15 protein-coding genes are annotated in these 19,105 nt (G+C 67.8%); 9 read left to right on the forward strand and 6 right to left on the reverse strand.

Translation table 11 applies throughout. The features are described 5' to 3' along the window. Window positions 1-12 precede the first annotated feature (12 nt). The 6 genes from yedF to KA419_13160 form a co-directional block, all read right to left on the reverse strand. Window positions 13-372, reverse strand: coding sequence for a sulfurtransferase-like selenium metabolism protein YedF (yedF, locus tag KA419_13135; GenBank protein ID MBP7866880.1), 360 nt, complete (start codon window positions 370-372; stop codon window positions 13-15). A gap of 228 nt (window positions 373-600) precedes the next feature. Next, entirely contained in the window at window positions 601-1,743 is a 1,143-nt protein-coding gene (locus KA419_13140; GenBank protein MBP7866881.1) for a cysteine desulfurase, read from the reverse strand. Window positions 1,744-2,022: 279 nt separating this feature from the next. Then, complete coding sequence (locus KA419_13145; protein MBP7866882.1) at window positions 2,023-2,910, reverse strand: hypothetical protein; 888 nt, start codon at window positions 2,908-2,910, stop codon at window positions 2,023-2,025. Between the two features lies 1 nt (window position 2,911). Beyond that, a complete protein-coding gene (locus KA419_13150) occupies window positions 2,912-5,203 on the reverse strand; it encodes a protein kinase (protein MBP7866883.1) in 2,292 nt (763 codons plus the stop codon). A gap of 24 nt (window positions 5,204-5,227) precedes the next feature. Next, window positions 5,228-6,622 carry a polysaccharide deacetylase family protein gene (locus tag KA419_13155; GenBank protein MBP7866884.1) on the reverse strand — a complete coding sequence of 465 codons (1,395 nt, stop codon included), beginning with the start codon at window positions 6,620-6,622 and terminating at the stop codon, window positions 5,228-5,230. Further along, the gene (locus tag KA419_13160) at window positions 6,619-7,986 is read right to left on the reverse strand and encodes an amidohydrolase (GenBank protein MBP7866885.1); all 1,368 of its coding nucleotides are present in this window, start codon (window positions 7,984-7,986) and stop codon (window positions 6,619-6,621) included. The genes KA419_13155 and KA419_13160 overlap by 4 nt, the downstream gene beginning before the upstream one ends. A 305-nt stretch (window positions 7,987-8,291) precedes the next feature. Here KA419_13160 and KA419_13165 point away from each other — a divergent pair, with 305 nt between their 5' ends. From KA419_13165 to KA419_13205, 9 genes are all read left to right on the forward strand, one after another. Next, the gene (locus tag KA419_13165; GenBank protein ID MBP7866886.1) at window positions 8,292-8,942 is read left to right on the forward strand and encodes a hypothetical protein; all 651 of its coding nucleotides are present in this window, start codon (window positions 8,292-8,294) and stop codon (window positions 8,940-8,942) included. A 200-nt stretch (window positions 8,943-9,142) separates the two neighbouring features. Then, a complete protein-coding gene (locus tag KA419_13170) occupies window positions 9,143-9,580 on the forward strand; it encodes a hypothetical protein (protein MBP7866887.1) in 438 nt (145 codons plus the stop codon). A gap of 92 nt (window positions 9,581-9,672) precedes the next feature. After that, window positions 9,673-11,193 (forward strand): VWA domain-containing protein, encoded by a 1,521-nt coding sequence (locus KA419_13175; GenBank protein ID MBP7866888.1) that lies wholly within the window; start codon window positions 9,673-9,675, stop codon window positions 11,191-11,193. Between the two features lie 17 nt (window positions 11,194-11,210). Further along, complete coding sequence (moaA, locus tag KA419_13180) at window positions 11,211-12,218, forward strand: GTP 3',8-cyclase MoaA (GenBank protein ID MBP7866889.1); 1,008 nt, start codon at window positions 11,211-11,213, stop codon at window positions 12,216-12,218. 2 nt (window positions 12,219-12,220) lie between these two features. Further along, complete coding sequence (locus KA419_13185) at window positions 12,221-12,934, forward strand: ABC transporter permease (GenBank protein ID MBP7866890.1); 714 nt, start codon at window positions 12,221-12,223, stop codon at window positions 12,932-12,934. After that, window positions 12,919-13,920 carry an ABC transporter ATP-binding protein gene (locus tag KA419_13190; protein MBP7866891.1) on the forward strand — a complete coding sequence of 334 codons (1,002 nt, stop codon included), beginning with the start codon at window positions 12,919-12,921 and terminating at the stop codon, window positions 13,918-13,920. Before KA419_13185 ends, KA419_13190 begins: the two co-directional genes overlap by 16 nt. A 1,194-nt stretch (window positions 13,921-15,114) precedes the next feature. Further along, complete coding sequence (locus KA419_13195; GenBank protein MBP7866892.1) at window positions 15,115-15,603, forward strand: CBS domain-containing protein; 489 nt, start codon at window positions 15,115-15,117, stop codon at window positions 15,601-15,603. 238 nt (window positions 15,604-15,841) lie between these two features. Then, entirely contained in the window at window positions 15,842-17,272 is a 1,431-nt protein-coding gene (locus KA419_13200; protein MBP7866893.1) for an MBL fold metallo-hydrolase, read from the forward strand. 133 nt (window positions 17,273-17,405) lie between these two features. Continuing rightward, window positions 17,406-18,689 (forward strand): DUF418 domain-containing protein, encoded by a 1,284-nt coding sequence (locus KA419_13205; protein ID MBP7866894.1) that lies wholly within the window; start codon window positions 17,406-17,408, stop codon window positions 18,687-18,689. Window positions 18,690-19,105 lie beyond the last annotated feature (416 nt).

Here is a 19,105-nt window from a genome sequence, read left to right on the forward strand (position 1 = left end):
GGTCTCCCCGGCCTACAGCGTCATCGTCCGGGCGGCACGGGTGAGGGTTTCCACCGCCTCCCCCATCCCGCTGGCGGTCCCGACGGCCAGTTTCTCCAGGACATTGAAGAACTTGAGGCACGTCGTGCAGGCCCGGATCTCGGCGCCCCGCTCTTCCATCCCGCGGAGGGCGTCGAGGACGGGAGAACCCTCCAGGGCCAGCTTCACCCCGGCGTTCATGAGCAGCACCACGGCGGGGAGACGCTCCGCGGCGGCCAGGGTTCGGAGGCAATTGACCATCAGGACCCGTCCGAGTTCCTCGTTGCCGCTTCCCAGGGCGTCGGTGGTGATCAGCAGGACCTGCCCGCCGCCGTCATCGTTCTTGGATTCCATTGTTTTTCCCTCCCTGTTTATCGTGAACCAAGTCTATCGGTATCGGGATCGGTATCGGGACCCCTACCGCAACCGGTATCCCAATCGCTGCAATCGCAATCCCAATCGCCCCCGCCTTCTCCCCCCCCCCCCGTCACCCTGACCGTCGCCACTCCGCCCGGCTTCCAAACGGCTGCGAAAAAGCTCCCGAGGCCGCCCCGGGTCGTGGGGGGCCGCGCGGCCCGGTCCTCAGCCCAGGGAGTCCCGCATGCACGCCGCGGTTCGTGCGACGACCTCCGCGGCCCGGGCGGCTTCTTCATGGGTGTTGAAGCGGGAAAAGGAAAACCGGACCGTCCCGTGCAGGATCTCGGGGGGGTACCCCATGGCGTCCAGCACGGCCGAGGGGGCGACGGAACCCGAGTGGCAGGCCGAACCGGCGGAAGCCGCCACGCCCTCGATGTCGAGGGCGATGACCAGGGCGTCCCCGTGCACGCCCGGGAACGCGACGCTGCTGACGTGGGGCGACCGGGGCGCCCCCTGAACGTTGACGACGGCCCAGGGGCACTGCCGGGTCAACGCCGCCTCGAAGGCGTCGCGGATACCGCCGATGGTCCCCCCGAAGGCGGGCAGCGACTCCGCGGCCAGACGGCAGGCTTCGCCGAGGCCGACGATGCCGGGCACGTTCTCGGTCCCGGGGCGGTACCCCTTCTCCTGCTCGCCGCCGAAGAGGGCGGGCTGGAGGGTGCTGCCCGGGCGGATGTACAGGGCGCCGACCCCCTTGGGCCCGTGAAACTTGTGGGCCGAGAGCGCCAGGAAGTCGACGCCGAGGGCGGCCACGTCCACGGGGACCTTCCCCACGCTCTGGACGGCATCGGTGAGGAAGAGGGCCCCCCGCCGCCGGGCGGCTTCCGCCATGGGCCCCACGGGCTGGAGGGTCCCGATCTCGTTGTTGACATGCATGACGCAGGCGAGGACGGTGTCCTCCCTCAGGGCGGCCGCGAAGCCGTCGACGGGCACGACCCCGTCGGGCCCCGGGGCGAGGGCGGTGACCTCGAACCCCCTGGACTCCAGGTGCGCCAGGGTCTTGCGGACAGCCGGGTGCTCGAGGCGCGTGGTGACGACGTGGCGCCGTTCGCCCGCGACGGCGGCGGCGCCCAGGATGGCCAGGTTGTCGGCTTCCGTGCCGCTGCCGGTGAAGAAGATCGTTCCCGCTTCGGCGCCGATCAGGGTGGCGACGTGGCGCCGTGCCTGCTCCACGGCGGCCCGGGCCTGCTGGCCGAGGCCGTGCAGGGAGGAGGGGTTCCCGAAACGCTCGGAGAGGTAGGGCAGCATGGCCTCGACCACCCGGGGGTCCGGGCGCGTGGTGGCGGCGTTGTCGAGATAGATGGACATAACAGGTAATTAGCCTTTTAGACTGAAGGTGTTTAGGTTACAGGGAACGCGGTGCCCGGATTGCCGCCGGCGCCGTCAGCGTCGGGTGGATCAAGGCCCAGGGGCGGCATCCCCGCGAAAAGTGCCATCGCCCTCCTGGCGATGGCTCAAACAAAGGCCCTGAAAACACTTTCCCGTTCGGATATTCGGTCTTTGCGAATCCATCAAGGGTGAATCTCCACATTGCCTCGCCCTACCCCTAAACCCCTAAACCCCTAAACCCCTAAACCCCTACAGCCTTTACTTGCACCCCGCCTTGTCCGCCACGGCCTGGACGGACGGGTTCCCGGGGGCGAGGGAAAGGGCGACGGCGATGCTGCGGCAGGCCTCTCGCGCCATCCCGGCCGAGACGTCGAACTCCGCCAGCAGGAGCCACAGGGAGGGGTCCATGGCCGCCTCCGCCATTTTCTTCAGTGCGGTCCGCCCGGCGGCCTTGTCGGCGTCCAGGGTGATGAAGACCGCGTCCCCGCGTTTGGGGGGGACCATCTGGCCCAGGGTGCGGACTTTCCAGAAGTAACTGCCGCCCGGCTGGAGGATTCCCGGGGAGACCTGGACCTCGGCGGAGTGCACCTCCGTGTCCAGGATGGTCTGCCCCATCTCGTCCTCGATCTCGACCCGGTACTTCTCGACGCCGGTCACGGGGCGAAAACTGAGGATCGCGTTGTCGGCGGGGATGCAGTCTCCGCCGGCGGGGCGGAGGTCCTGGATGGCAAACTCCTCGACCCGCGCGCCCCGGATCCGGGTGGCGGCGTGGTGGCGCCCCGCCTCCGTGGCGATGGGGGCCACGGCGGCTCGGACCGCGACGGGGGCGAGGGGCTTCACCTGGGCCTTGTCGCCCGAGAAGCCGCTCTTGAGGGCGACGACCCGGCAGGGGCCGGTCAGTTCGCAGCGGTTCCCGTCGATGAAGACGACGACGGCCCGGGCCCCGGCCGGCAGCTGGAGGGCGTCTCCCTCGGTCAAGCGGGAGAAGATGGCGGCCTCCGCCGGTTGTTCCCCGGACCGTTCAAGGGTGGCGGCGCCCTGGAGGAAAGTGATCATGGCCGTGGGCCCGGTGGGGCCGCCCTTTGCCAGGGCGGGCACGGAGACGGCGACCAGCGCGAAGGCGATCGATACCAACCGTTTCCTCATTTCAGACCTCCTTGATGACCGTCTCCGTACCGGCGTCGGCGGCTCGCGAGGCCGTGCCGGGAACGCATAAGGCCAGGGGGATGACCGACCGGCCGGCAGGCAGGGCGGACGGAAAAAAGACCCGGTAAACCAGGGCAGCCGCTGCGGACGCCAGCACACCGACCCACGTCGCCGCCACTCCGAGCAACCCCAGGTCGAGGCGGAAAAGGGTGACGGCAACGACACCCACCATTATAACAACGAGAAGAAGAAGGGACAAGATCGAAGACTTCCGGGCCGGCATCAGGACCGCCAGGGCGGAGAGAAGGCAGAAAAACCCGGCGAGCGCCGTGGCGCCGAAGCCCCTGAGCGGCCGCGGGGCGGTGCCGGAAGCCAGGGTTTCCATCTGGAGGGCCTGCAGGACGACCCCTGTCGTCTCCCCTGCGCCGCCGCCGCCGGGGGGCACCCGGAAGATCCGGTCGCTGGACCCGGTGAAGTCGGCCCCCACCAGGACAACCCGGTCCCGGAAACGCCCGGGGTTCTCCCTGACCTCCCGGGCGACGTCCTTCCACGACAGCGTCGGGATCATCCGCTGATCGATGGTGAAGTCGATCAGGCAGGGGGCGTCGGCCTCCGGCCGTTTCCCCGCGAACTGGGCCATCCGGCAGGCGAGGGACGGCCTGCGGACGCCGCGGCGGTCGATGAAACGGGGCGTCATGCGGCGAAAGACCCCGTCACTGTCGGGTTCGATGTTCACGAAGGCGAAGATCCGGTCCTCCCACCCCGGGTAGCGGTCGTTCAGGGCGGCGCAGACCAGGGGGTCGTTCCGGAACACCTCGGGCCCGATCACCCGGTCGCCCTGGGAGAAGGACGCCAGCACCACCCGGTCGGGGTAGCGGAAGACCAGGTCCGTGAATGCCGTCCTTCCCCACTGGTCGGGAAGGAGGATGTCCACGGCGATTCCCCGGGCCCCGGCGTCCAGGATCGCGGTCATGACCTTGCCGGCCTCCTCGCCTTTTTCCGGGAGGGGTGTGGGGTCCGCCTCGAGGGTGGCGTCGTCGAAGAGGACGAGCTGGACGGGAACGGCCGGGGAGCGGGGGGACGCCAGGCTGAAACGGAGGTCCACCAGGGGGTTCTCCAGTTTGCGGCAGAAGGGGGTCTCGACGAGGTGGAGCCAGCCCCACGCCCCCACGAGGGCCACGATCAGGGCTGCGAGCGCGCGGCGCGGGTAGGCCCGGGCTTTCCAGAGCCTCTGCTGAGCGGCCCGGAACGACGCGCGGAGGGCCTCGACGGCGGCGGTCGCCGTGGGGGGGCGTTCCGCGGGGCTCTTCTGGAGCGCATGGAGCAGGGGGGCGTCCATCTCCGGGGGAACGGCGGAGACCGTCGAGGGGGACAGGGGGTCGCCCATGATCTTCCGGGTGATCACCTCGAGGACGTTTCCGGCGAACGGGGGTTGGCCCGTGAAGAGTTCGTAGGCGATGACCCCGAAGGAGTAGATGTCCGAGGAAACCGAGTGCAGGCCGCTGACCGACTCGGGCGCCATGTAGCCGGGTGTGCCGATGCAGGAGTCGGACCGGGTGGTGTCGCCGTCGGGGAAACCCGGCCGGGCAAAGAGGCTGTCGGGCAGGCTGAAGGCTCCTGCGGGGTGAGTGTCGAGGTCGTGGATGTCCCCGCCGCGGGGCGGGGCTCCACCGGTGCCCGGCGACGACGCGTCCTGACGGGGTTCGGAATCCGGGGACAGGATCTTGGCCAGCCCGAAGTCGAGGACCTTGACCTGCACGCTTTCCCCGTTGCCGTCGGGATTGACGAAGATGTTCGAGGGCTTGAGGTCCCGGTGGAGGATCCCCTGGGCATGGGCGTAGTCGAGGGCCGACGCCACGTGCCCCAGGATCTCCATGGCCGCCTCGGGGGTCGGGGGGGGCAGCCGGTTCAGCGGTTGACCTTCCAGGTACTCCATGACCAGGTAGGGGAGGCCCCCGGAACGGGGGTCGATGCCGAAGTCGGTGACGGTCACGATGTCGGGGTGGGCGAGTTTGCCCAGGGCCAGGGCCTCGGTGCGGAACCGGCGGAAGGTTTCGTCGTCGCCGGGGTTGACCCGGCGACTGATGAGCTTGACGGCGAAGTCCTTCCCCACGTGGAGGTGTCTCGCCCGGTAGACGACGCCCATTCCGCCGTGCCCGAGCCGCTGCTGGAGGAGGTACTTCCCGTCGATGCAGGGCGAGCCCTCCTGGCTCGGCTCGAGGGTGTCGCCATGGTCGGGGCACCCGAGGTGGGTGTCCGGGAAACAGGCCCCGCATCGCTTGCATTCTTTCATGGGGCGCTGCCTCGACCGCCCCGGTCACGGACTCGCGAGGTCCGGAACGGGGATCGGCCGTCGCGTCAGGAACTCGGAGGCCAGCCGGCCGGCGGGAACGAAGCTGTACCCTTTCGCGCGCATCCGGTCGATGACCTCGTTGAGCTGCTCCCAGGGGTAGTCCCCCCGGCGCTGGCTCCCGACGTGCATCAGGATGATGGCGCCGTTGGCCCCCCCCTGCCGGCCCAGGTCGAAGCCGATGATGCGGTCCCGGATCTGGTTGGCCGAAAGGTAGCGGCGGGAGGCGGGGTCGGAGACCCAGTCCAGGGTGTCCATGGAGCGGCCCCGGCCGGGGTCGTTCGTCCAGGAGACGTGGATGTAGCCCAGCTCGCCGGCCCAGCCCTCGAGGGTCGGGTTTGTCTCCCCGTAGGGGGCGCGCCAGAGTTTCGCCATCCTCACGCCCGTGATCCGGTGGAAGATCGCCTCGTTTTCCGTCAGCAGGCGGTGGAAACGCGCCCGCGTCATCCCGGGGACCAGGTCGTGGCGCCGGTTCCGGGTGAAGGTGGTGAGGTGGATGTGTTCCCACAGGTGGTTCCCGACCTCGTGGCCGGCGTGGACGATCCGGCGCACCGTGTCGGGGTGGGCGCGGAGGAAGGGCCCCGAGAGGAAAAAGGTCGCCCGGATTTGGCGGGATGCCAGCGCGGCCAGGATGGGGTCGACCCCCCGGTTGTCCCAGCTCCCGTCGAAGGTCAGGCTGATCTCGGAGATGTCCCTGCGACCGCGGACCATGCCGTGGATCCCGTTGGCCTCGGGGGCCCCGTTCTCGACCGCCTCGACGACCTGCTCCGAAAACGCCACGGGGAGGTCCTCCGGCTCCGGGCGCACGGCAAGGTCCCCGGCACTGGCCCGGCGCGAGTGCCCGAGTCCGGTGCCGCCGGCTGGGGCCCCGTTGTCCGGGGCGATTTTCCCGGGCGGTTTCGGGGCGGTCGCTTCGGGTGCGGGCGGGACCGTTTCGGGCGACGGGGCCGGGTGCGGTTCCGGGGCCGGGGGGCGAATGGGCGTTCGACCGGCCTCCGGCGGCGTTTCCGGCAAACCGGCGTTCGTGGGCGGCGTCCCCGGCGCCGTTGACGGGGCCGGGGCCTGGCCGATCAGGGCGAAGAGCAGGCCGACCGCGACCGCCACGGTGAGCACGGCCAAGGCCGCCAGGGCCTTCCGGGTCCGGGGTCGGATGCGGGGCCCTTCGGCATTTCCGGCGGACCGGCAAGGCGGGGGGGCCGGGGGACGGGCGAGCCGGTGTTCGCGCTCCGTGCCGGAAAGGTGGATCCAGGTCCTGAAACAGGGAAGGGAACAGTAGGTGAACGGTTCGAAGGGGCGGCGGTCACCGGGCCGGAGGGGTTTCCCGCAGGTCGCGCAGCGGTGGGAGTCTCCGCCCACCCTCATGACACCGGCCCGGGGTTCGAGGCCCCGTACTGCTCCGCGAGGCGGAGAAGCTCCGGGACGGCACGGGTGGCCTTTTCGACGGTCTCTTCCTTGTTCATCCCGAAGAAACGGCCGTTTCGGAAGACGAAGTCTCCGTTGATCATCACGGTTTCCACGTTGGCGGGCGTGCAGGCCCGGACCAGGGCGTTGGCGGGGTTGGCGGCGAACCCCGCGTGGAACACGTTGGGTTTCAAGATGACCAGGTCCGCCCTTTTGCCGATCTCCAGGGACCCGGTCACGGCGTCCATCCCCAGGGCGCGGGCCCCGTCCGCGGTGGCCATCCGGAGGATGTCGGCGGGCTCGAGGGCCTCGGTTCCCTTCCGCTGTGACTGGAGGGCGTAAGCCAGCCGCATCTCCCCGAAGATGTCGAGGTTCTCGCTGCCGGGGACGCCGTCCGAACCAAGGGTCACCCGGATGCCGTCCCGGACCATCTCGGTGATCATGGCCACCCCGGCCCCCAGGCTCAGGTTGGAGGTCGGGCAGTGGAGGACGTGAACACCCTCCTTCGCCATCAGGGCCATCTCCTCGTCGTCCACCCACACGCCGTGGGCCAGGAACAGCCGGTTCCCGGGCACGCCCTGGGAGAGGAGCGCGGCGATGGTCCGGCGACCGGTCTTCTCCATGCATCGGTGGACGTCTTCCGGGAACTCGGCCCCGTGCATGACGATGGGCACGTTCTGGTCCCGGGCGAGTTCCAGCGCCAGCCGGAAGGCCGAGTCGCCGTCGGCGGGGATGGCCTGGGGAGCCACTGCGAAACGGAGCCGCCCGTCCTCCTTGCCGTCCCACTGCTTGATCAGGCGGAGACAATCCTTGATGGCCGCCGCCGGCTTCTCCCGGAGCGGGAAGGGGAGACCGGGGGAGTCCTCGGGCATGCTCCGGGCGACCACCGCCCGGAGACCGAGGGTGCGCATGGCCTCGAACACCGGGTCCATGTGCCGGGCGGGTTCCATGGTCATCACGGAGGTGGTCCCGCAGGCGATGAGTTCCATGCCGGCGATCATGGCGCCCAGGTAGGCGGTCTCGGTCGTCAGCGCCGCCTCGAGGGCGGTCAGCGTGCGCCGGAGGCCGGCGCCGTGTCGACGCCAGGCGGGGAGGCCGCGGAAAATGGTCCGGCAGAGGTGAACGTGGGTCTGGACGAACCCCGGGCAGACGATCCGCCCGTCGAGTTGGACCACGTTGGACAGGGAGGTGTCGTACTTGCCGATGCCGGTGATCTTCCCCTCCTCGATGAGGATGTCGCCCTGCCAGGTCTCCTGCCGGGCGTTCATCGTGAGGATCTGGGCGTTCTTCAGAATGGTCAGTCGATCTTCCGGGTTCCCTTTCATCGATGCCTCGGTGGACGCAGTCCGAGTCCATTATACTACGGCTTCCGCACTGCATAGCAAAAAATGGTGGTTCGGGCGGGCACCCCGAACGGAACCACGGACCAGCATGGGGAGCATTTCGCGACCGCGTCAATTTTGATGCGTTCGCAAAAAAATCCTTTTCTCTCACAGAGGCACGGAGGCACGGAGAAATGCAAATCGTATTTAATAGAATCAACAATTCTTATGATTCTTCCCCGTGCCTCTGTGCCTCTGTGAGATCAGAATCCGGGCTTTTTGCGAGGATGTCAATTATAATAGGGAAGATGACGGAAGGATTCGATGACGACCGCTACGACGAGCCCGTGGAAACCCGCCGGGGCTGCGGGGGGTGCCTGCTCGCCTTCCTGGCGTTCCTGGCGGGCGTCGCCGTTGGGGGGGTGGCGCTCTTCCTGGCCCTGACCAGCCCCACGGCCGTCAAGCAGGCGGAACGGCTGGGGATCGTGAAGCCGATCCGGGACAACCTGGCGAAGACGGCCCCCGACCCCCTCACGGCCTCCGCGGTGCCGGCCTCCCCGTCGGAGCCCGCCGCGGTGACCGGCACGGAGCCGCGGCGGTGCTCCCGGGAAGGCGTGGACGTGACCTGGCAGGTCCGGGCCCCGCAGGGGGGCGGGCCGCCCATCGTGGCCTGCCGCGTGGTCAACGGGGCGGGCCGCACCCTTCGGGGTCTGGTCCTGGAAGTGTCGGCCCCGACGCCGGACGGGGTCTTCGTGGAGTACGTGGACGCCGTCACCGCCGACGGCCCCGCGTTCCGCGGCCCCCTGTCCCCGGAGAAGGCCCGGGAGGTTGCGTTCCCTCTCGGCCGGGCGCCGGCGCCGACCCCGCCCGCGGCCGTGGTGGTCACGATCCGGTCCGCGGTGTTCGCGGAGACCGGGCGGGGGCGGGCGTCCGGCGGGCCGGCCAGGCCGGCCCCGTGAAGGGCGGGGCGGCGAGAGGCTCGGGGCGCACCGGCCCATCGCCGGCGGGGTGATGGCCGGCAGCCGGAGGAACCCTTTGGATGCGCCCGCAAAAGGCGAATATCGAATAGAAGGCGTTTGCAAAACCGTTGCTTGAGCCATCACCCGGAAGGCGGGGGGGGCTTTTCACGGGGATGACATCCTGGACAGGAGGGAAAGCCATGATCCGAACCATCGTTGTGTTGCTGGGGGTCCTGACGTTCACCTTCCCGGTCGCGGGAAGCGGGTCTGTGCCGGAGAGCGGGATGAAGCAGTACGTATACATCCTGCGGCTCGTGCCGCGCCTGCTGGACGACCAGGCCTGGACCGACAAGGACAACGCCATTGTCGGAAGCCACTTCGAGCACCTCAGGCGTCTGACCCTGGAGGGGACCGTCATCCTGGCGGGCCGCACCCTGGAGGCCACCCCCCTGGGCATCGTCGTGTTCGAGGCCCCGTCGGACGCGGAGGCGAGGAAAATCATGGAGAGCGACCCCGCCGTCGCCGGGGGGATCATGACCGGGGAGGTCCACCCGTTCCGGGTCGCCCTGCTCAAGGGCCTGGAGCCGCCCGTCGCCAAGGCGCCGCGGGAGGAGCCGAACAAGGGGAAGCCCCGATGAACCCCTGAAAAAGTGCGGCCCCACCCGAGGATTCTCTTTCGGAGCGCTTTGAACTTCCGCTATAATGAGGGTCGCGGGAGTTCAGTTTAGCGATGAAAAAGTTTGTTCTGCTATCACTTCTGTGCCTCTGGAGCAGCTCGCAGGCGGTGGGTGCAGCGGTGCGGGACTGCGCGGGCAGCAAGGGCGTGAACATCCTCCTCGTGGACAACTCCCGGTCCGTTCCCCACATGGACCCCACGAAGGACCGCGTCCAGGTGCTCCGCGAGATCCTCGAGCACCTGCGGGGTTACGAGAACCGGATCATCCTGTTCGGCGGGACGCGGGAGATCCTGGTGGACCACCCGGAAGCCTTCCGCAACGACGCCCTGCACACCGACTTCTACGGCGCCCTCGAGGAGGCGGTCCGGATCCGGCAGGAGTACCCCCAGGAGTGCGTCGCCCGTTTCATCCTCATCACGGACGGGATCCTGGACCCCGGCAAGGAGGACTACCCGGGACAGCGGTTCACCCACCCCGACCAGGTGAAGTCGTTTTCCCGCTCCCAGACCCTCGACCTGCTCGAGAAGGCCGGCATCCCGGTCTACTTCATCCTGCTGGGCAGCAACGCGGACATGGAGCTGATCCGGGACATGTCCATCCACGCCAACGGGTACCTCCGGGCCAGTCCGCTGATGGAAAACGCCTCGGCCTTCCTGGGGAACAACGGTTCCCTGTTCAAGCGTTTCATCTTCGTTCACCAGCCGGCGGACGGGATCAAGGGGGTCAACCGGATCCTCGACACGGTGGTCAGCGAGAACCGGCCCTACATCGAAACCTTCCTGTACTGTTTCCCCTTCGCCCTGCTGCTCGCGCTGATCATCCTCGCCATCCGGATTTTCCCCGCCCCCGGCGACACCGAGGAAATCCTGCTCTCCGAGGGCACCCAGGTCTTCATCGGGGCGGACACCGACGACCCCTCCGTCATCGCCAACCCCGCCCACCTGAACCGCAAGCGGGGGCTCGTGTGCGTGTCCAAGACCGCCAGTGCCCACGCCAGCATAGTTCTGCAGCGCCGCCATTTCAACTTCACCTCCCGGGGGCTGGTGGGCCTCGACAAGCTCGACCCCATCTCCCGCCGCCTCCTGGACGAGGACATCACCAAGCTTGGCGAGCGCCTCAAGCAGATGGAGGCGAGCGGGAGGGACGACGAGGTGATCGTCGCCACCGACCTCCGCTACTACTGCTCCAACCTGGAACTCGACAACATCCGGGCCATCCTGCAGGCACGGGAGTCCGACCGGATGGACATCGACTGCAAGGAGTTCCTCCTGGCGAAGGTCTACATCTCCCTCGCCCCCGACCTGCTGGAGGAATTCACCGAGTACAAGGTTTTCCTGACGATCCCGGCGAAGAACATCATCCGGTCCCAGGTCAAGCCCGGGCAAAAGTACCCCGTGGGGCCTTACGTCATGCGCGTCGTCTCGGTGGCCATCGACTCCAGGTTCGATGCCCGGGTGAAGCTGGCCTATCACCGGGCCCCTTCCGCCTTCGGCCTGAAACGGCTCATCCCCGTGCCGGTCCAGAAGGTTCTCCGGCTCCGGCGTTCGAGGAAGAACGTCTTCAATCCCTCCTGAGGCGCACGGGTGGCCGAATGAGCTCGACTCCGACAGCTTCCGCCGGGCCCCGGGTCAACTACCTGCGCGTCTCCGTGACGGACCGCTGCAATTTCCGTTGCCAGTACTGCATGCCGCCGGAAGGGGTCCCCGCCCTTCGGCACGAGGACGTCCTCCGTTACGAGGAGATCCTGCGGATCGCCCGTCTGGCCCTGCGCCTCGGGGTCGACAAGTTCCGGGTCACCGGCGGCGAGCCCCTGGTCCGGAAGGGGATCGTGGGGTTCGTGCAGTCCCTCGGGGAGGTGGGCGGGGTCCGCGATCTGGGCATGACCACCAACGGCGCGCTCCTCGCCCGCTTCGCCGGCCCCCTGCGCGACGCCGGGCTGAGGAGGGTCAACGTGAGCCTCGACACCCTCCGGCCCGAGCGGTTCCGCGACCTGACCCGGGGAGGCCGGCTGGAGGACACCCTGGAGGGGGTCCGGGAGGCGGCGCGCGCCGGGCTGGTTCCCGTCAAGCTCAACGTGGTGCTGCTGAGGGGCTTCAACGACGACGAGGTGCCCGACTTCGCCGCGCTGGCGTGCCGGGAGGACGTCCAGGTCCGCTTCATCGAGTTCATGCCGGTGGGCGAGGCGGGGAACCAGCGGGGGGCGGGGGAGCGCAGCGTCCCCAACGGGGAGGTGATGGCGGCGATCGCGGCGCGCTACGCTCTCGAAGGCCCCGAGGAGGGCCCCGGCGACACGTCGACCGCCCGCACCTACCGCCTCCCGGGGGGGCGGGGAAAGGTGGGTTTCATCAGCCCGCTGTCCAGCCACTTCTGCGCCTGGTGCAACCGGCTCCGCCTGACCCCGGACGGCCGGTTGCGGGCGTGCCTTCTTCACGACGGCGACATCGACCTCCGCGCTCTGCTGCGGGGAGGGGCTTCCGACGACGGCCTCCTGGCGGCCCTGCGGGAGGCCGTGGCCCACAAGCACCGGATCGTCGACGGGTTTCGGGCGGGGTCCTGCCTCCGGAAGTGCACGTCCAGCATGTCCCGGATCGGGGGCTGAGCATGGATTTCCTGCTGGGCGCCCTCCGGGAGGCCTTCCGACTGCTGACGTCCGCGGACCCGGACCTCTGGTCGGCCGTCCGGATCTCCCTGACGGTGAGCCTGGCGGCCATCCTGCTGTCCGCCTCCCTCTGCGTTCCCCTGGCCTGGGGGCTCGTCAACGGGCGCTTCCCCGGCCGGCGGGTGCTGCTGTCGGTTTTTCAGACCCTCATGGCCGTCCCGACGGTGGTGGTGGGGCTCTTCACCTTCACGCTCCTGAGCCGCCAAGGGCCCCTGGGCACGCTGGACCTGCTCTTCACGCCGACGGCCATGACCCTTGCCGAGACCTTCCTGGTGACCCCGCTGATGGTCTCCCTGGCGGCTTCCGCCTTCGCCCAGATCGACGCCCGCTTCGGGGAGGAGGCCTGGTCGCTGGGCGTCCGCGGGCCCCGCCGCCTGGCCCTGATGCTCAACGAGGCGAGAGGGGCGCTGGCGGTGGCCGTGTTCACGGGCCTGGGGCGGGCGATCTCCGAGGTGGGTTGCGCCATGATGGTGGGCGGCAACATCCGCGGCATCACCCGCAACATCACCACCACCATCGCCCTCGAGACGTCCAAGGGCGAGTTCGCCCTGGGCCTGGCCCTCGGGATCGTCCTCCTGGTCGTCGCCCTGCTGCTCAACGTCGCCGTTCGCCTCGTCGCGCGCGGCGGGGGGAGGGGTGCGTGGAAATCCGCCTGAACGACGTGATGATCCGCCGCGATGGCCGGGACCTTTTCCGGGTGGAGCGCCTGCGCCTCGAGCCGGGGTGTGCGGTGGCGGTCCTCGGGGAGAACGGGACGGGGAAGACCACCTTCCTGAGGGTCCTGGCCGGCCTCTCGGCCGACTTCACCGGGGAGGTCCTCTACGACGGCGAGCCGCACGGGGCCTACTTCTCCCCCGGCAACCGACCCTCCCGGGTCCTCCTGCTCCAGCAGAACCCGGTCATGTTCCGGATGGGGGTCGCGGCGAACCTCGTGCTGGGGGCGCCGGCGGCCGGCCTGTCGCGGGAGGATGCCTTGAAGCGGGCGGGGAAGGTCCTGGAGTCCCTTCGGATCGGACACCTCGCGTCGCGTCCGGCCCCCCGGCTGTCGGGGGGGGAGACCCGACTGGCCGCCCTGGCCAGGGCCCTTCTGCCGGAACCGGAGGTCCTGCTGCTGGACGAGCCCCTGGCCGGCATCGACGAGGACAACCGCAACCGCGTCGAAACGGCCCTCCGGGCGCGGGGAGCGGAACCGGGGCGGACCACCCTCTTCTCCACGCACCGGGAGGAGGAGGCCCTGCGGCTTGCCGATCGTCTCTACCGCATCCTGGACGGCCGCCTGGCGGAGTATCACCCCGTCAACGTGTTCCGGGGGGAGTCCTCCCGCCGGGACGACGGCTGGTTCTTCCGCTCCGGGGCCCTCGAGATCGAGATGACCCCACCCGAGGGGAGCCCTTCCATGGTCCACGTCCCGCCGGGGGAGATCGTGCTGGCGGAGGCGGCGGTGGCCACGAGCGCCCGCAACCGGCTGCAGGGCACGGTGGTGTCCATCGTGCTGGCCGGTTCCGACGCGGACGTGACCCTGGACTGCAGCGGGGCCGCCCTCACGGCCCGCATCTCCCTCCGCTCGCTCCGGGAGCGCGGCTGGGGCGTCGGCGACCGGTTGATCGCCGCCTTCAAGGTCCACGCCGTCCGTCCGCTCTGAGAAGGCGCCCCCGCCGGGAGGGCCTCCCCGATGCGTTCCCGCGTATTTTGTCCAACCTTGACGGTGATTCTTCCCGGTTTCAGGGGGGGATTTCTCCGATACCCCGGAACAGGGGATTTATACATTGGCAATTAAGGGAATTCGGGGAGGGGCGGGATTTCACGCGGTCCCAGGCCTCCCCGGTTGCGCCGTCGCGAAACGGGGGACGGGCAGGCGGGCGGGGCGGGAAAAGACAGGATGGACAGGATTTACAGGATTAACGCGATACGCCTCCGACCCCGAAGGGGTCAAACGTGTTGAGCCCGCAAAAAAGTCGCGAAAGGGAGATTTCCCGCGAATCACACGAATATACGCGAATTTATAACACGAATAATATCTATTGATTGTTGATTTCTGATTCGCGTTCATTCGCGTGATTCGCGGGTAAAATGCGACTGTTTGCGGGGGTGTCAAACGTGAATAGAAAGGGGCGACAAGCAACACCCCGACCCCGAAGGGGTCGATCGTGAATAGAACACGACGAGGACCGACCCCCCCGACCCCGAAGGGGTCGAACGTGAATAGGAAAAGGCGCCAAGCGATCGACCCGACCCCGAAGGGGTCGAATGTGCGTAGCGGGGGCGGCGGGGTCGCCGTCCAATCGACCAGAAACCGCATTTCGCAACCTCTTTTTTCTTGGCATGTTGCGAATTTGTTTCTGGAGAGAGGGCGATTCAAATTCGACCCCTTCGGGGTCGGGGGGGTGGAAGGGCGTTTTTTCTATTCACGTTCGACCCCTTCGGGGTCGGACGGCGGGGTGGCGCGCACATTCTATTCACGTTCGACCCCTTCGGGGTCAGGCGGTGTGTGTGGCTCTCTTCCATTCACCTTCGACCTCCTCCGGGGGGGCGGGGGGACGGCGGCGTGCCCCGCCGCGCCGCTCCGGCGGCCTGCGCGGTCCGGGGAAAGCGGCGCTCCGGAAGCCCGGGCCCCCGCCCACTTTCGTCTTGACAGCCTCCCGCCTCCCCGGCACAATCAAGGTGAGGCAAACGGGATGGGGCCGCAAGAAGTACCCTCACCCTCCGGGTGATGTCTCAGAAAAAGTCCTTGCAGACGCTTTTTGTCTGCCTTCCGGTTTTTTGCGAGCCCGTCAAACTCGTTTGCACCGGCCCGGCGGAACGCCGCAAGGGATACCCGAAGCTGGAAGGAGGCCCCATGAAAGTCCGGGAGATCATGAGCATCGACGTGGTGACCGTGGACCGTGACGCCACGGTGAACGACATCGCCCGCCTGATGGACCAGGGAGGGCTCAGCGGCATTCCGGTCGTGGACGGGGCGGGAAACCTGGTCGGCCTGGTGACCGAAACCGACCTGATCGTCCGTAACACCCGCCTCGAGTTGCCGGTTTTCATCCAGATCCTCGACGGCATCATCCCCCTCGAGACGCCCCGGCACTACCAGAGACGGCTCAAGCACATGCTGGGGACCGTGGCCACCGACGTCATGTCGGAAGAGGTGATCGTGGCCGAGCCCGACGACGAGGTGGAGCACCTGGCGGAGATCATGGTCCGGAAACGGTGCAACCCCGTGCCCGTGGTGGAAGACGGGAGACTCGTCGGCATCGTCAGCCGGGCCGACCTGATCCGCATGATGGCCCGGGAATTGAACACCGCTGCCGAGGAAACCGGCCCCCTCGAAACGTGACGTCCGGCGCCGTCCACCCGGCGCGGACCCCGGCGCCGACTGACCCGGCGGTGTCACGAACCCCTTTTCGCCCCTTCTCCTCTCTTTTCCCGGCGACCGCCGGGTTGTGAAAGCTGAATCAATCCGTCCCGCCGATCGTACACTCATCATGGCCCGTCGCCGCTCATCCGCCTGCCGCCACGACCAGCGGGGGGCGCGGCGTAGAACCGACATCATCGGGAAACAGGAGGATGCTGTCATGAAGAGGATTTCCGGCTGGATGGTTCCGCTGGTACTGCTGGCGGGCACGACCCTGGTGCTTGCCGATGACGTGGCGGGGCTTCCCCTTCACGTCCAGAGACTCGGCGACACGGCCATCCGTGTCTGGCTCGGCGATCACATCTCGTCCACCGCCGTCGTGGCGATCCCCACGGCGCAAGGGATCGTGGTGATCGACACCCTGGGCAACCCGGTCCTCGACCGGGAAGTCCGCAAGGTCATCGCCCGCGAGTTGAAAAGAAACGATTTCAAGTACCTGATCAACACTCACGACCACATCGATCACACGGGCGGGAACGGTGTCTATGCCGACTGTGTCATCATCGGTCACGAGCGTTGCGGGGACGCGGTCAAGGCCGCCCTGGAGCGACGGAAGGAAGCCCTGAAGTGGTACGAGCAGCGGCTGCCCGAGCTGGAGAAGGAAGCGGCCGCCAAGCCCGCCGACTCGCCGGAAGGGAAGCGGCTCCGCGAGGAACTCGTCGTCGACCGGCTGCTCTTTGACGCCATGAAATCCGGGGAGGTGCCGCCGGTCCCCACGAAGACCTTCACGGACCGGATGACGCTCGACCTGGGCGACGAGAAACTGGAACTGTACTACATCGGCGGGATGCACTCGGCCTCCGACATCGCGATCTTCGTGCCCCGCCAGGGCTTGCTGATGACCGGCGACACCATGGCGGACATCTGGCTGACGGACACGCCCGGCTGCCTGCAGTCCTTCATGGTCCGCCCCGGCATCCCCCACGACTTCCCCCTCCTGCTGGAGAACTGGACCCTTCTGCTGGCGAAGAAGGACCAGATCAAGGATTACGTCCCCGGCCACTGGAACGGCGACCTGAGCGCGAAGGGGTTCGAGGACCGGGTCAACTACGTCCGGGTCCTGTGGGAGGGCATCAACCGGGACGTGAAGGCGGGGAAGGACCTCGACGCCCTGATGGCGGAATACGACCTCCGGACGAAGTTTCCCGGCCTGGTGAACAGCCCGGGGCTCATCCCCCGGGCCCACAACACCTCCCTCATGGCCATCTGGTGCCTGCTGACCGGGAGCACCTCGGCCGCGAACCGCGTGTACGAGCTGGCCTGCGCCGGGGCCGCCCCGGACGCTTTCCGGGAAGTGGTCGCGGACCGGGGGCGGAAACCCTCCAGGTACTACTTCCTGGAGATGGAGTTCAACGCCCAGGGCTACCGGCTGCTCCAGGAGAACAAGCCGAAGGAGGCCGTCACGGTCTTCCGCCTGACCTCGGAGCTTTACCCCGGGTCCTGGAACGCCTGGGACAGCCTGGCGGAAGGGTGCCTGAAAGCCGGAGACACCGACCAGGCGGTGAAGTTCTACGAGAAGTCGGTGGAGCTCAACCCCAACAACCAGAACGGCAAGGACGCGCTGCAGAAAATACGGTCAGCCAGTCGCTGACGCGGTTCCCACGGTCCGTCCCGGCCCGGGTGGAAGGCGGATGGGCAAGTGGTGCGGGGTTTGGGTCCGCGCCGGGACGGCGCGTACGAACGTCGAGGTTCCCACGGGCCGTCCCGGCCTGGGTGGAAGGGGCATGAGAAAGACGAACGGAGAGTACAACCCCCCGGTGACGACCTGCGGCCCGGTCAGGCCTTCGGAGCGGGTCCCGGTCCTGGACATCGTCCGGGGGTTCGCCATCTTCGGGATCCTGCTGATCAACGTCCAGTTCTACAGCCACCCCGTCCGGGCGATCTTCGACCTGCGGGGCGGCACGCTGAGCCCGACGGATGGCTGGGTTATCTCCATCACGAGCTTCCTCGTGTCCGAGAAGTTCTTCTCGATCCTGGCCCTGCTGTTCGGGATCGGCATGGCCATCACCTTCGATCGGGCCCGGGAGCGGAACGGGCCGTTCCTGTCGCTCTATCTCCGCCGGCTGGCGGGGCTGTTCCTCATCGGGATCAGCCACGCCCTGCTGTTCTACGCCGGGGACTACATCGGCAACTATGCCCTCCTGGGCGTCGTCCTGCTGGCCTTCTGCTACCTCCGCCCCGCCGTGGTCCTGACGGCGGGCCTGGCGGTGCTGCTGGTGCCCGTGCTCATGATGGCGCCGTACGTTCTTCAGCGACCGGCGGCCGGCCCGCCGGCCCGGGCGGAGCAGGTCCAGAAACGGGAGAAGATGCGGCAGGAGCGCACGCGGCAGTACATCCAGGAAAATGTGCAGGTCTACGGGCGCGGCAGCGTGACGGAGATCTTCAGGTTGCGCTATCAGGAAACGATTTCCCAGTACCAGTCCCTGCTGTACGTCGGCTGGAAACTGCTGGCGATGCTGCTGCTGGGCCTCTGGTGCTGGAAGAAGGGCCTCGTGAGGTCGCTGAAGGAGCACCTGGGGCTGGTCCGCCGGGCGATGTGGGTTTCGCTGACTGTCGGCCTGGCGGGAAACGCCCTGAGCCTGTACGGCATCCTGTCTCCGTCCCGGGCGGGGCCTGTTCTGGGACTGCTGGAGATTTTCGGCCAGGAGATCGGGGCCCCCGCGCTGGGCCTTTTCTATGCCGCGGGGATCGTCCTGCTGCACTACGGAGGCCGCTGGAAAACCGTTCTGGGATGGTTCGCCCCGGTGGGGCGCACGGCCATGAGCAACTACATTTTCCAGTCGGTGGTGTGCACCACCCTGTTCTACGCCTACGGCTTCGGTCTGTATTACCGGACGAGCTACGCGGTGAACCTGCTCCTGGCGGTGGCCCTGTTCGGCGCGCAGATCGTCCTCAGCCGCCTCTGGCTCCGCCGCTTCGACTACGGCCCGCTCGAGTGGCTTCTGCGGGCCTTCATGTACCGGGGGGGCGGGGTCGCCGTCCATTCGACCATGAACCGAATTTCGTAACCTTCGCTTTCTGAATATGATGCGTTCGCAAAAAGCCCTTTTCTCTCACAGAGGCACGGAGGCACGGAGAAATGCAAATCGGATTATTGGAATCAACAATCCTTATGATCCTTCTCCGTGCCTCCGTGAGATCACAATCAGGACATTTCACGAGGGCATCAGTATTTATATCTATCTGAATCTATAGGAGTTGGCTGCTGTCTGGCACTTGTTCTCCTCCTTTGCGAGCTTGGCACCTTGGCGAGATCAGGATCCGGATCGGCTCTCGCCAAGTTAAAACCCGCCACAACCCGGGCCTCAGGCTGGAAGGGCCCTGCCCGGGAATGCACTGAGCCAATCAAGAGAATTGCCCTTGTCCCGGAGAGGGTCCGCTTGAGGATCGCCGGAAACCGTCGGACCGGTGATGGTTGCCCCGT

Source organism: Acidobacteriota bacterium, assembly GCA_018001935.1.
Taxonomy (GTDB): domain Bacteria; phylum Acidobacteriota; class JAAYUB01; order JAAYUB01; family JAAYUB01; genus JAGNHB01.

Excerpts from the sequence above, each read along its gene's own strand:
- yedF (MBP7866880.1), bottom strand. The coding sequence starts at position 372 with ATGGAATCCAAGAACGATGACGGCGGCGGGCAGGTCCTGCTGATCACC.
- KA419_13140 (MBP7866881.1), bottom strand. The coding sequence starts at position 1,743 with ATGTCCATCTATCTCGACAACGCCGCCACCACGCGCCCGGACCCCCGG.
- KA419_13145 (MBP7866882.1), bottom strand. The coding sequence starts at position 2,910 with ATGAGGAAACGGTTGGTATCGATCGCCTTCGCGCTGGTCGCCGTCTCC.
- KA419_13150 (MBP7866883.1), bottom strand. The coding sequence starts at position 5,203 with ATGAAAGAATGCAAGCGATGCGGGGCCTGTTTCCCGGACACCCACCTC.
- KA419_13155 (MBP7866884.1), bottom strand. The coding sequence starts at position 6,622 with ATGAGGGTGGGCGGAGACTCCCACCGCTGCGCGACCTGCGGGAAACCC.
- KA419_13160 (MBP7866885.1), bottom strand. The coding sequence starts at position 7,986 with ATGAAAGGGAACCCGGAAGATCGACTGACCATTCTGAAGAACGCCCAG.
- KA419_13165 (MBP7866886.1), top strand. The coding sequence starts at position 8,292 with ATGACGGAAGGATTCGATGACGACCGCTACGACGAGCCCGTGGAAACC.
- KA419_13170 (MBP7866887.1), top strand. The coding sequence starts at position 9,143 with ATGATCCGAACCATCGTTGTGTTGCTGGGGGTCCTGACGTTCACCTTC.
- KA419_13175 (MBP7866888.1), top strand. The coding sequence starts at position 9,673 with ATGAAAAAGTTTGTTCTGCTATCACTTCTGTGCCTCTGGAGCAGCTCG.
- moaA (MBP7866889.1), top strand. The coding sequence starts at position 11,211 with ATGAGCTCGACTCCGACAGCTTCCGCCGGGCCCCGGGTCAACTACCTG.
- KA419_13185 (MBP7866890.1), top strand. The coding sequence starts at position 12,221 with ATGGATTTCCTGCTGGGCGCCCTCCGGGAGGCCTTCCGACTGCTGACG.
- KA419_13195 (MBP7866892.1), top strand. The coding sequence starts at position 15,115 with ATGAAAGTCCGGGAGATCATGAGCATCGACGTGGTGACCGTGGACCGT.
- KA419_13200 (MBP7866893.1), top strand. The coding sequence starts at position 15,842 with ATGAAGAGGATTTCCGGCTGGATGGTTCCGCTGGTACTGCTGGCGGGC.
- KA419_13205 (MBP7866894.1), top strand. The coding sequence starts at position 17,406 with ATGAGAAAGACGAACGGAGAGTACAACCCCCCGGTGACGACCTGCGGC.